This is a genomic window from Pseudomonas sp. E141 (genome assembly GCF_052659885.1).
In genome coordinates, this window is the sequence record NZ_CP084024.1 from 3104777 (window position 1) to 3117850 (window position 13074).

Consider the following 13074-nt stretch of genomic DNA (forward strand, 5'->3'; position numbering starts at 1 on the left):
CCGATCAACGAATGCCGTTTGATCTGGATCAACCTCGTGCTGCTGTTTGCCATTTTTCTGGCTACAGCAACACGCGGTGAGCGTTCAGGAGTAGACCGTTGCAGGCTTGGTGGCCCTTGCTGGGCCACCCTGCCCGGCCCTGGAAAATCGACGATGACCGCCCACCCCTCCGCCATCAGGCGGGCGACGAACGATCACCAAAGGGCGATATCGTAGGTAAGGTAGAGCCGGTTACTGTCCCGTCCCCTCGAGAATTCAGAGCGGTAGACGTAATTGCGCAGCTTCACGCCCAACCCTTTGAAGGAGCCTTGCTGCACCACATAAGCCAGTTCAGCATCGCGCTCCCACTCTTTGATGGTGGTGTTGGACTCCCCATCGTCGCCGCTAAGGTAACGCGTGGAGAACGTCAGGCCGGGGACACCCAGGGCGGCGAAGTTGTAGCCGTAGTTGAGCATCCATGTCTTCTCGTCTTCCTCTACGAACTTGCCTATGCCGGCGTTGCTGAAAGAATAAACGGACGCGCCGCTGATGTAGGGCAGCCCGGCGTCGCCCTTCAGTGTTTGATAGCCGCCGCCTACGGTATGGCCTGCGACAGCGTAAGTCAGCTGGCCACTGAGCATATGGTTGTCGATTTTACCGCCATAGGCAGAACCGCTATCAACGCTGCGGAAGTAACGCAGATCACTGGTCAGCACGCCTGGGCCGAGCGGCAGATCATGTTGGACACCCGCAAAGTTCTGCCGATAGAAGTTCTCCAGTTCGCCATAGAAGTAGCTGAGGCGAATCGTCTTGCCCAACTTGTAATCGGCACCGACGTAACTGAAATCTCCTGATTTATCGCCACGATAGCCGTCCGGCACGATGGGCATACTGTCGCTCGAATCTCGCAACTTGAAACGATCAAGATAGCCGCCCGTCAGGTTAAGGTTGTCAATGTCGGTGCTAGTGAACTGGCCGCCCTCGTAGGTCTGAGGCAACAGTCGGGAATCGTTGTAAATGAGCACCGGCGTTTTAGGAAGCAACGTACCGTATTTGACGGTGGTCTTGGCAAATCGAGCCTTGGCGGTCATCCCGAAGCTCGCAAATTCATCGGCGGCACGGCCGTCATCATGCAAAGGCAGCAGGCCGGTGCCGCTACGACCGCGGCCCGAGTCGAGCTTGATGCCCAGCAGGCCCAACGCATCAATCCCTAAACCGAGGCTGCCGGTCGTGAATCCCGACTGATAATCAAGCAAAAAGCCTTGGCCCCATTCGGTGCGCTCGCTCTTGGCGGTATTTGCCGCTCGCGCACTCATCCCATGTTCATCGCGGAAATTTTCATTGATGTAAACATTGCGCAATTGCAGCTTGAGTTTGCTGTCGTCGATAAAGCCTTGCGCATTGGCATTGGCCAGCGGCAACAAAGCCAGGAGAGTCAATAAAGCTCCACGGTTATAAACAGAGGTCATATCAAACTACTCATTGTTGTTATTTGGAATGCAGCTGACCGTCCGCCCCACTGGCATGGGGCGTCAGGTGTCAAAGAGGTTTGGAGAATCAGGAGAACAGACTGATTGCCCCAGTCAGCAAGGCCAACGCAGTCACGACCAGGGAAGTGAGCACCGCCCATTTGACGGTGGCTTTCTGGAAGTCGCCCAGATCACGGTCGACCATGCCGACCAGCAGCAGGGTCGAGGCCACCAACGGACTCATCAGGTGCACCGGCTGGCCGAGAATGGAGGCCCGTGCAATCTCGACCGGATCAATGCCATAGGCCGCTGCGGCGTTGGCCAGGATCGGCACGACACCGAAGTAGTAGGCATCGTTGGACAACACGAAGGTCAGCGGCATGCTGGTAATGGCAACCACCAGCGGGAACAGATGGCCCCAGGATGGCGGGATCCAGTCGACCAGGGTTTGCGCCAGCGCATCGACCATTTTCGTCCCGGAGAAGATCCCGGCAAAGATACCCGCGGCAAACACCAGCAGAACCACGGTCATGGCGTTGCCCGAATGAGCGAGAATTCGTTCTTTCTGAATATCCAGTTGCGGATAGTTGATCATCAACGCCAGGACAAAACCGATCAGGAACAGGATCGCCGAGTGCATGAGGCCCATGACCAGCGCAACCATCACCGCCGTCACCAGCAGCAGGTTGACGTAGGCCAGTTTCGGGCGCTTGTGCGGCGTGTCTTCAATAATCGCCTTGATGTAGCAATTACCCCCACCGCTTTGCAGATGGGTGTTGCCGATGCGCTTGCGTTCGGCACGCCCCAGCAGGAACGCCGTGAACACCACCCACACTGCACCGCCGATCATGGTCGGCAGCAAGGGTACGAAATACTCGCCGGCATCCAGGCCCAGCGCTGCGATCGCACGGGTCGCCGGGCCTCCCCAGGGCGTCATGCCGCTCATGATGCTCAACGAGAGCATGGAAATGGTCGCCAGGATCATCGGGTTCATGCCGATGCGCTTGTACAGCGGCAACATTGCTGCACAGGTGATCATGTACGTGGTCGTGCCGTCACCGTCCAGCGCCACCAACAGCGACAGCAGCGCAGTGCCCACGGCGATTTTCATCGGATCACCGTTAACTCGCTTGAGGATCTTGCGGATCAGCGGGTCGAACAGACCGGCATCGATCATCAGGCCGAAAAACAGAATTGCGAACAACAGCAGCGCCGCCGACGGCGCGACCATCTTCAAGCCGTCCAGCATCATCTTGCCGGTGGTACCGCCAAACCCGCCGATCACCGCGAAGACTATTGGCACCACCGTCAGGGCGACGATCGGTGACAAACGTTTGGTCATTATCAGGAAGGTGAAGACCACCACCATGGCCAAGCCAAGTAAAGCGAGCATAAGTCAGATCTCTTGTTGTTATGAGTAGCTTGGCCGACATTCAGGCGCACGCCATCCCACTCGCCAGGCGACACTCGAATGATTGCCTGGCGCAGGTATTCAGGAAGATAACGCGGTGATGTCGGGTCAGCCGTGACCGGTTAGATGTGATTCGCGACCTTTGTGTCGTCCCAGGCGTGCTCCGTTGCCTGGATGTGCCTCGGGGAGGGTTTGCCATCCAGGGTCTGCAACAGCACATCGCGGTCGCAGGCATTCTCCGAGATGGAGATCACCACGGTCGCCACTGCGTTGCTCGCCAGGCTGGTCAGCGCCCGCGCCTCGGACATGAACCGGTCGATCCCGATCAACAGGGCCAAACCGGCCAGAGGAATATCGTGGATGACGGTCAGGGTCGAGGCCAACGCGACAAAGCCGCTGCCGGTAACACCTGCGGCGCCCTTGGAAGACAGCAACATGATCGCCAGCATGGTGATGACCTGGGTCAGCGTCAGGTCGATGTTGCAGGCCTGTGCAATGAAGATGGCCGCCAGCGACAGGTAGATCGCCGTGCCATCGAGGTTGAACGAGTAACCGGTTGGCAGCACCAGCCCCACGACGCCCTTCTTGCAACCCAGGGCCTGGAGCTTTTCCAACATCCGCGGCATCACCGGTTCAGTCGAAGAAGTGCCCAGCACCACCAGGAATTCCTCGCGCAGATAACGCAACAGCTTCCACAAACTGAAGCCGTGTGCACGGCAAATGCTGCCCAACACAACGAAGACGAAGAAGGCGCAAGCGACGTACAGGGTCATGATCAGCTTGGCCAGCGAGCCCAGCGACGTGATGCCGTACTGCCCGACCGTGAAGGCCAAGGCTCCGAAAGCGCCGATCGGAGCAAAACGCATCAGGTAGGAGAATATCTTGAACACCATGTGCGAAGCTGATTCCAGCACATCCAGCACCGGCTTGCCGCGCTCGCCCAAGGACGACAGGGCAAAGCCGCAGAGCACTGCGATAAACAGCACCGGCAGCACCTCGCCTTTATTGAAAGCGCCAATAAAGGTGTCGGGAATGATGTGCATGAAGAAGTCCACCACACTCAGCTTCGCAGCGGAGTCGGTGTATTGCGACAGGCCCTGGGTGCTCAACTGGGTCGGGTCTATGTTCATGCCTGCACCGGGCTTGAACAGGTAGACCGACACAAGGCCAATGATCAGGCTGATCACCGTCAGCGCCAGGAACAGCAGCATGGTCTTGCTCAACAAGCGCCCCAGCGAGCGCTTGTCACTCATGCCGGCGATGCCGGTGACAATCGTGCAGAACACCACCGGTGCGATCATCATCTTGATCAACTTGATGAAAGCATCACCCAGCGGCTTCAAGGCAATCGCCTGTTGCGACCAGAAGTGCCCGACCAGCACGCCCAGCAGCACGGCGCAGATGATCTGGAAGTAGAGCGATTTAACAACTTTCATGGCATCACCCATTTTTAGAATTGTTCTGATGCAAACGACAATGACTGCCTGGACTATCCGGCCAGCCGGTGTGAAGCGGTGGCGTAGACGAAACCTGAGAAAAGCCGGCGGGCGGTACGCACCACCGAGGCACGAATGGTCTCACCCTTTTCGCCGGTGTAGGACAGTACGACGTCGATACCACCGCTTGGGTGCTCAATACGAACCTGCTGCAGACGCGGCTCGCTGATGCCGCCGAGCAACTGCGCCACTACGCTGCCTTCAGTCACGCAAGCGGTGGCCAGACCGATGGAGCCGGTGATCGCCAAGGCGCGATGACAGTTGTGCGGCATGAAATAGCGCACCTGGACCGTCCCGCCCGACTTGGCAGGAGACACCAGCACCGGCTTGGGGATGACCTTGTCACTGACATCACCCAGGCCCATGGCCAGACCGGCTTTGAGTCGCAGGGACTCCAGGCGTTGCAGGAACGCCTTATCGGCGTCCAGTTCAGCGGGGCTTTCATCGCCGCGCTTGCCAAGCTGACTGGCCTCGACGATCAGCATCGGCATCGCCATGTCGATACAGGTCACCGGAATACCATCGATCAGGTCCAGCGATTGCCCCGTCGGGAAGAGCTTGCCGGTCTTGCTGCCAGCCGCATCCAGAAAGGTCAGTTGCACCGGAGCCGCCGTGCCAGGCACGCCGTCGATGGCGGTGTCCCCTTCATAGCTGACCTTGCCCTCAGGGGTTTGCACCTCTGAATTTACGAAGGTCCCGGTATTGAGGTTGCGGATCCGCACGCGGGTCAGATCGCCAGAAGGCTTGACCAGCCCCTGCTCGATGGCGAACGGGCCGACGGCGCACAGCATATTGCCGCAGTTGGGCGCGGTATCGACCCGGCGCTGGGAAACCATGACCTGGACGAACAGATAGTCGACATCCGCGTCCGGGTGCAACGATGGGCTGACGATTGCCACTTTGCTGGTTTGCGGGCTGCCGCCACCGATGCCGTCGATTTCCAGCTCATGGCCGGACCCCATCAGGTTGAGCAGCAGCTCATCACGTTCGGCGATGGCACTGGGCAGGTCCCAGGCAAGAAATACGGGCCCTTTGGAAGTACCACCGCGCATCAGCACACAAGGAATTCGCTGCATGAACACTAACTCTTGTTGATCAATCTGGATAATTGATGTTCTGGACACAAGAGTGGCAGGGTTCTAAAAGTGTTTCCAATGCAAAGATCAGAGCAATTATTGCGTTTCACGAATGAATTAATTTACGATGATTTCCCAGCGCAGCGCTCTTGCCCGGTGAGAAAGAACATGGAATACGAGCTTCAGGACATACGATCTTTCGTGAAAATCGCTGAACTAGGCAGTTTTCATGAAGCCGCCGATGCGTTGCATCTCTCTCAACCGGCCCTGAGCCGGCGCATGAAAAAACTCGAGGAAGGCCTGGGGACTGCCTTGCTCGATCGCACCACCCGCAAGGTCAGCCTGACGAGCGTCGGGCGCGATTTCCTGCCCAAGGCGCGGCGCTTGCTGGATGATTTCGACGACTCGATTCTCAATATTCGCGAACTGGCGGAGCGCCAGATCGGTCGGGTGACCTTGGCCTGCATCCCCACCGCGGCCTTCTATTTCCTGCCTTCGGTGATCCGCCTCTATAACGAGCGCTACCCCAAAATCCGCATCCGCCTGCTCGACCTCAGCGCAAACGAAGGGCTCGAGGCGGTACTGCGTGGCGAAGCCGATTTCGGTATCAATATGATGAGTGGCCAGCACCCGGATATCGAGTTCGTGCCATTGGTCAACGAACCTTTCGTTTTAGCTTGTCGACGCGACCATGAACTGGCCAGACGCAGCTCGGTAAGCTGGTCTGAGCTCAGCGATTACCGACTGATCGGTGTCGGTCGTCTCAGCGGCAACCGAATGCTGCTTGACCATGCTTTATCGGGTTTGAGCTGGCGTCCGCAGTGGTTCTACGAAGTGCAGCACTTGTCTACATCGTTGGGGTTGGTCGAGGCCGGCCTCGGGGTGTCGGCCATGCCCAGCCTCGCAATGCCAGCCGAGGATCACCCGACATTGGTCAGCGTGCCGTTGATTGACCCGGTGGTAAACCGATCGCTGGGCCTGGTCTATCGAAGGGGCGCATCGCTCTCCCCGGCAGCGGAAAAATTTGTCTCGATATTGCTCGAGCAATGGGAACACTGATTTTTCGGGGTCCATGATCAGGACTGGATGAGAAACGGGCCGATCTCAGTCAACCTCCGTGCTCATTGCAAGCGCTTGATATTGCTCCAGCTCAGCCAGCCGTTGGACCAGGGCATTGCGAACACGCTCGTAAGCCCCGCTGCCTAGCAGTAGACGCCTGGGTGCGGGATCGACGTCGACAATCTCGAGCATGATCCTGGCCATTTTCTGCGGGTCTCCGGTAAGCGGGAAAGTACCCTCGGCGATTGCTTTACGCACTTCACCGGCAGGCGTTTGCTCGTACTCAGCCATCGCGGGCGGACGAACCAGCGCGGCGCCGAAATTAGTTCGTGTCGGGCCCGGCTCTACCAGGGTGAACTCGATCCCAAAAGGCGCAACCTCCAGAGCGACCGACTCAACGAATCCCTCAATGGCCCATTTGCTTGCGTGGTAAAGGCTGAAGTTCGGGTAAGCGAGCTGCCCGCCCTCCGAGGACACTTGAAGAATTCGACCGCCCCCCTGTTTGCGCAGAAACGGTAGGCAGGCACGGATGAGTTGAATAGAACCGAGCAGATTCGTTTGCAACTGCTGGTCGATCTGTTCATCGCTGGCTTCCTCCGCCGCACCAAACAACGCGTAGCCCGCACTGCTCACCACAACATCAATACGTCCTAGCTCGGTGAACGCCTGATGAACCACAGCGCGGATGGCCAATGCGTCGTTTACATCGAGCAACGCTGTCCACAGTTGCTCGCCGTAGCGTGTCTTCAAGTGACTCAAGGCCTGAGGCTTACGCAAAGTAGCCGCCACACGGTCCCCCCGTTCCAGCAATTGTTCGACCACCGCCAGACCAATGCCGGACGAACTTCCAGTCACTAACCAAGTTTTGCTCATGTGCTTGATCTCCGAATGAAGGGTGAGTTGCCATCGATGTGAGACCAAACTACGTCAGCCGGACTGCTGCTACTATGGGGCAGAGTTCGGATGAGCTAATGAAATATAGCCATGAATCAATTGCCCCTTTCGCTTGCCGATTTACGCGCGCTGACCCGCATCGTTGCTCATCGCAGCTTTCGTAAAGCGGCCGATGAGTTGGGCCTGTCAGCCTCTACCCTGAGTCATATGATGAAAACGCTGGAGGCCGGTCTTGGGGTGCGTTTGCTGCACCGCACCACGCGCAGCGTTTCACCGACGGCAGCGGGAGAGCGTCTGCTAAGACGACTGGCGCCTGTGTTGCGCGAATTCGAGCTGGCGATTGAGGAAGTCAATGAATACCGGGATCTTCCCAGCGGCACTTTACGGATCAATGCCAGCGAACAGGCCGCGCGCGTTTTGATGAAAGCTGCCCTTCCGATATTCCTGGAACGCTTCCCCCAGATGTCGGTTGACCTCGTGACCGAGGGCCGTCTGATCGATATCGTGGCCGAGGGCTTCGACGCCGGTATCCGTTTAGGTGAAGCGATCCCCCAAGACATGATCGCCGTGCCGATAGGAACGGATACGCGATTTATTACCGTGGCGTCCCCCCAATACCTGAAGACTCATCCTGTCCCCCTTACGCCGGATGATCTGCCAGGACATCAATGCATCTGCATCCGGATGCCCAGTGGTAAACCTTATAGATGGGAATTCTCCAGGAACGGACAATCCTTGGTCATCGAGCCCAAAGGACAGCTAACCCTCGATAATGCCGAAATCATGGTCGATGCAGCCATATCCGGGCTCGGCATCGCTTACGTGCCAGAGCAGACGGTATCGCAACCTTTGGCAGACGCTCGTCTGGTCGAGGTCCTCGCGGATTGGTGCCCCAGGATTCCTGGGCTGTTTCTGTATTATCCGGGGCACCGCTATATCCCATCAGGCTTGCAGGCCTTCATCGAGGTCTTGCGCGAGTCTCATTGATTGTCCGCGACTGTGCATTCGAACATAACGGCATGCGCCCTTGCGAGGTGAACGCGCGACGGCCTCAAGGCCGACGCGTCGGTTGCGATCCGGCCCTTGTTTGAGCTGACTCAAGCCTTCTGCTCTTGCTGCAAGCGCTTGAGCAGCGCGTTGGCGGCGGCTTCGGAAGAAGCCGGGTTCTGGCCGGTGATCAGATGGCCATCCTCGACCACGTAACTCGCCCAGTCTGCCGCCTTTGAATACTTGCCACCTCTGGCTTTGAGCATGTCCTCCACCAGAAATGGCACCACCTGGGTCAATCCCACGGCCTCTTCTTCAGAGTTGGTGAACCCGGTCACTTTCTTGCCCTTGACCACTGGATGGCCATCCGGCGCGTTGACGTTCTTGAGCACCCCAGGCGCGTGACAGACGGCCGCGATGGGTTTATTCGCGGCGTAAAAGGCTTCGAGGAGGGTCTTGGAATCAGTGTCCTCGGCCAGATCCCACAGCGGCCCATGACCTCCGGGATAGAACACGGCATCGAAGTCGTAGGGATCAATTTCGCCCAGCGGCACCGTGTCGGCCAACGCTGCCTGGGCCCGGGTATCGGCGCTGAAGCGGCGAGTGGCGTCCGTCTGGGCCTGTTCCTCGTCGCTCTTGGGGTCCAGCGGCGGTTGCCCTCCCTTTGGTGAGGCGAGCGTAACCGTCACTTTGGCGTCGACAAACACGTAATAGGGCGCGGCGAACTCTTCCAGCCAAAACCCCGTTTTCTTGCCGGTGTCACCCAACTGATCGTGGGACGTCAGGACCATTAGAATGTTCATGTAAACCTATCCTCCAAGTCGGAATGAGCGGCGTATGTTCGCCCTGCATTACGTCAGAGGCCGCGTGGTAGCAGACGTTCAAGTGGGTGAAGCGAATCCTCATGAAACGGTCGTTGATCCCAGCGTTACTCCCCCCATCAGCCCCGCTGCCGAGGAGTTCGGGGCCCGTTATTGAGTTGCCGAACCGGTTCACCGCTGCTAGAAATGAAAGACCTTGGCCTTGTCTCTGCCAGCGCCACAATCCAGGACAGCCTCGCGGGCATCATCCGTTGACCCCATTCATACCTCACAGGGAGCTTCACCGTGTTTCCGATGGATATCTGGTTCACCTACACCGCAGCCTGCGTGCTGCTGGTCTTGTCACCCGGTCCTGACAATCTGCTGGCCATAGGACGGGGGCTGAGCCAGGGTCGCCTGGCCGCCATCGTGTCCGGCCTGTCGTCTGGGCTGGGCATTTTGTTTCACGTCACCACCGCCTCGTTGGGGCTGACGCTGTTGATCCAGACCTCGACGGTTGCCTTCTGGGTCGTCAAATTGGTAGGGGCGGCCTATCTGGTCTGGCTCGGGATCAAGGTGCTGCGCTCCAGAAGCCTGATAACCTTCGCGCCCGCCGCACGACAGCCACTGCGAAGCATTTTGCTTACAGGCTTTCTTTCGGCGGCGCTAAACCCCAAACCCGGGTTGTTCGTCCTGGCGTTCATCCCTCAATTCATCAACCCCGCGCTCGGCTCGGTCACCGTACAGATGCTGGTCTACGGGTTCTGGTTCGCCCTGCTGACGGCCGTGGGGTTCTCGTTGATGGGGATCTTCGCCACGCGCCTGTCGCAATACATCTGTCAACGCCCACGCCTTACCAACGGACTGAACCTCGGGGCGGGATTGACCTTCATCGTGTCAGGACTGTCCATCGCCGCCCTCAGGCAGAAATAACCGCCCGTTCCACGCACCTAGCCACCAACCAGCGAAGTCGCCAGCAATGCCTCCAGCCCCATCGGCTTGGCGAAATAATAACCTTGGGCCTGCCCTGCCCCCATCTCCCGCAGCAAGAGCAACGTCGCTTCATCTTCGACACCTTCGGCCACCACGCTAAGGTCCAGTGATTCGGCCATACGCACGATCGCCCGGACGATCGCGCGACTGCGGGGGCTGGTGGTCAGTTCGAAAATGAACGACTTGTCGATCTTCAAACCGCTGAAACGGTATTGATGCACATAGCTCAGGGATGAAAATCCTGCGCCAAAGTCATCGAGCACCACCGACATGCCGTTGTCGGCCAATTGCTGCATGGTCAATCGGGCAATGGCGGGCTCGGCCACCAGCGCACCTTCGGTCAACTCCAGGCAGATCCGCGACGGCGCGACGTTGTAACGGGCCAACAGTGCCAGCACATCATCGGCAAAATCCGGGCGCGTCATGCTGTAGCTGGAGCAATTGACATGCACCGGTGGCCAATTGGCGTGTTGCGGTAGTGCGAGGATCGCCACGATGCTGGTGAGCATGTACAGATCCAGTCGACCGATCAGACGCAACCCCTCGACATCGGGCAGAAACTCGCCCGGCGCGATGATCCGGCCACCCGGTTGATGCCAGCGGATCAGCGCTTCAAGGGCCACCAGCTCGCCGCTTTCGACGCTGACAATCGGCTGGAAATACGGCAGCAGTTCGTCGGTACGCTTGAGCGCATTGCGCAGGTGCCCTTCACGCTCAACCTGGTCCGAGACTTCACGACGCACTTCCTGGTTGAACACCGCGTAACTGTCGCGCCCGGCATTCTTGACCCGGTACATCGCCGCATCGGCATCGCGCAGCAAGTCCGCGGGTTCGTGGTGAAACTGACTGTCGGCGCTGACAATACCGATACTGCACGACGAAAACACTTCGTGGCCATTGATGAGAAACGGCAGGTCGAACACCGACAGAATCCGCTCGGCGATTTCGATCACCACCTCCAGTGTCGCCTCGGGCGCCAGCACTGAAAACTCATCGCCCCCCAGGCGGGCCAGCATGTCGGTGTCACGCAGGCAACTGCGCAAGCGGTGGGCGGCCTGCATCAACAGCAAATCGCCAAAATGGTGGCCGAAGCTGTCGTTGACCATCTTGAAACGGTCGAGGTCGATGAACATCACCGACAGTTGCCCGCCTTCGCTCTCGAACCGCGCCCAGGCCAGATTGAGGCGCTGCTGCAGGTAGGAGCGATTCGGCAGCCCGGTCAGCGCATCATGGGCGTTTTCGTGTTGCAGCTTGGCGTTGGCGTGATCCAGTTCGCGGGTGCGGTCCTGCACCCTGGCTTCGAGCTTGAGGTTGGCGGCATGGATCGCTTCGGCGGCCGTGCGGCGCGACAATGCCGTATCAATGTGCCGTGACACGAACGTCAGCAGTTCCTGGTCGCGCAAGGTGTAGCGCACCTGGGAGGTATAGCTTTGCACCGCCAGCACACCCCGTACCACATCGCCATCGAACAACGGAATGCCCAGCCAGGAATGGAAGCGGACCGACTCGTAGGCCACTTCGAGTTCACCCTGTGCAGACAACCGATCCGCGTCGAAAGGATCAATCAGGCAAGGACGACGCTGGCGGATAACGTACTCGGTCAGGCCCCGGCACCCACGGCGTGCCTCAGGCAGGGTGGTTTTGCGCTCATCGACATAATACGGAAAGGTCACTTCACCGATCGCGTCGTCGAACAGCGCGATGTAGAAGTTCTCCGCGAACAGCAGATCCCCGACAATGCCATGCAAGGTTTGGAACAGCTCCGCCATGTCGCCAGGCTGGCTCGACAGTTCTGCAATCTGGAATAGCGCACTCTGCAGGTGTTCGGCGCGCTCTCGATCTGCCACTTCCTGCCTCAGCGCGTCATTGACTGCCGACAGTTCCAGCGTGCGACGCATCACCGTCTCTTCCATGCCCTCACGGTGCAGAATCCGGTCCAGCGCCATGGCCACGTGCCGGGCCACTACCAGAAACAGCGCGCGGTCTTCGGCGCTGTAGGTGCGTGCAACGTCGTAGACCTGCATGGCAAGCATGCCAAACACTTCATCGGCGGCATTTTTCAGCGGAGCGCCCATCCAGAATTCGGGACGATCACCTACGCAATAGAAACGACCCTCGGCCTGAGCGGCGCAAATGCCGGCGGCATCGATCAGCAACGGCTGGCCCGAGGTCAGCACCTGGCCGGTCAACGACAGACGCGAAGGGTCAAGGTATTCGTAGTGTTGGGACTCCACGGCATCGACGTCGATGATGTCGACGTAGTACGGGTAGTCGATTTTTCCGCTGTGGGGGTCATACAGCGCGAGATAAAAGTTCTCGGCATCGATCAGGCTGGCGAGCAGCCGATGAACCCCCACCAGGAACACGGAGCGGTCGCGGGTGGAACTGGCCAGGTAGGTAATTTCATACAGCACACGCTGAGTAATCTGGGCCCGGGCCAGGGTATTGGTCTGTACCTGGATGCCCAGGCATCGGGCAAACTCGGCGAGGGCCGGCTCCTCGGTATCGGTGACTGGCGCCAGTAGCCAACCCAGCACACTTTCGCCCCGACCGGTCGGCCAGCGGCACAACCGTCTGGTCCGGCAGAAGGTCTCGAACTCGGCGTTCGCAACGCTGGCCGGCCACTGTTGCCCTGGGTCGCCCTGCCCCAGCAGATGCAGTTGTTCACCGGCGCGATAAACCACCCACTGGGTGGTGTGGGCCCAGGTGCGCGCTGATTCCAGCAATTGTTCGATCGCGTCTTCCTTGCCAACGTATGCCATGCCGGCCGCATCCGGGTTTTCTTGCAGGTGAATTGCCACACCGTAATGGTTCGATGGCTGCGGGGGATCGCTCAATGGGCGAAAACTCATCAGCGCTCCCTGCGCCACAGTGGCGAGATTGAATGACTGATTGCCAGGCAATATGCCA

The 13074-nt window shown here is 58.9% G+C and carries 10 protein-coding genes; 3 read left to right on the top strand and 7 right to left on the bottom strand.

What is annotated here, in order from left to right:
- Positions 1-194: 194 nt before the first annotated feature.
- From GKKCFE_RS13850 to GKKCFE_RS13865, 4 genes are all read right to left on the bottom strand, one after another.
- Complete coding sequence (locus GKKCFE_RS13850; RefSeq protein ID WP_445576649.1) at positions 195-1448, bottom strand: OprD family porin; 1254 nt, start codon at positions 1446-1448, stop codon at positions 195-197.
- An 88-nt stretch (positions 1449-1536) separates the two neighbouring features.
- Entirely contained in the window at positions 1537-2841 is a 1305-nt protein-coding gene (locus GKKCFE_RS13855; RefSeq protein WP_107322843.1) for a CitMHS family transporter, read from the bottom strand.
- Positions 2842-2981: 140 nt separating this feature from the next.
- Entirely contained in the window at positions 2982-4307 is a 1326-nt protein-coding gene (locus GKKCFE_RS13860) for a dicarboxylate/amino acid:cation symporter (protein ID WP_047225551.1), read from the bottom strand.
- A 41-nt stretch (positions 4308-4348) separates the two neighbouring features.
- Complete coding sequence (locus GKKCFE_RS13865; RefSeq protein ID WP_047225550.1) at positions 4349-5431, bottom strand: 4-oxalomesaconate tautomerase; 1083 nt, start codon at positions 5429-5431, stop codon at positions 4349-4351.
- A 168-nt stretch (positions 5432-5599) separates the two neighbouring features.
- Here GKKCFE_RS13865 and GKKCFE_RS13870 point away from each other — a divergent pair, with 168 nt between their 5' ends.
- Positions 5600-6490 carry a LysR family transcriptional regulator gene (locus tag GKKCFE_RS13870; RefSeq protein ID WP_047225549.1) on the top strand — a complete coding sequence of 297 codons (891 nt, stop codon included), beginning with the start codon at positions 5600-5602 and terminating at the stop codon, positions 6488-6490.
- A gap of 45 nt (positions 6491-6535) precedes the next feature.
- On the opposite strand, the gene GKKCFE_RS13875 is transcribed toward GKKCFE_RS13870, so the two are convergent.
- A complete protein-coding gene (locus GKKCFE_RS13875; RefSeq protein ID WP_076384163.1) occupies positions 6536-7363 on the bottom strand; it encodes an SDR family oxidoreductase in 828 nt (275 codons plus the stop codon).
- A gap of 111 nt (positions 7364-7474) precedes the next feature.
- On the opposite strand from GKKCFE_RS13875, the gene GKKCFE_RS13880 reads away from it, so the two are divergent.
- Positions 7475-8371, top strand: a complete 897-nt coding sequence (locus tag GKKCFE_RS13880; RefSeq protein ID WP_047225547.1) for a LysR family transcriptional regulator — start codon at positions 7475-7477, stop codon at positions 8369-8371.
- A gap of 110 nt (positions 8372-8481) precedes the next feature.
- Here GKKCFE_RS13880 and GKKCFE_RS13885 read toward each other — a convergent pair whose 3' ends face one another.
- On the bottom strand, positions 8482-9174 hold the full coding sequence (locus GKKCFE_RS13885) for a type 1 glutamine amidotransferase domain-containing protein (protein ID WP_445576650.1): 693 nt from the start codon (positions 9172-9174) through the stop codon (positions 8482-8484).
- Positions 9175-9477: 303 nt separating this feature from the next.
- Here GKKCFE_RS13885 and GKKCFE_RS13890 point away from each other — a divergent pair, with 303 nt between their 5' ends.
- Positions 9478-10104 carry a LysE family translocator gene (locus GKKCFE_RS13890; RefSeq protein WP_047225545.1) on the top strand — a complete coding sequence of 209 codons (627 nt, stop codon included), beginning with the start codon at positions 9478-9480 and terminating at the stop codon, positions 10102-10104.
- Between the two features lie 17 nt (positions 10105-10121).
- Here GKKCFE_RS13890 and GKKCFE_RS13895 read toward each other — a convergent pair whose 3' ends face one another.
- A complete protein-coding gene (locus GKKCFE_RS13895; protein WP_445576651.1) occupies positions 10122-13016 on the bottom strand; it encodes a sensor domain-containing phosphodiesterase in 2895 nt (964 codons plus the stop codon).
- Between the last annotated feature and the right edge of the window lie 58 nt (positions 13017-13074).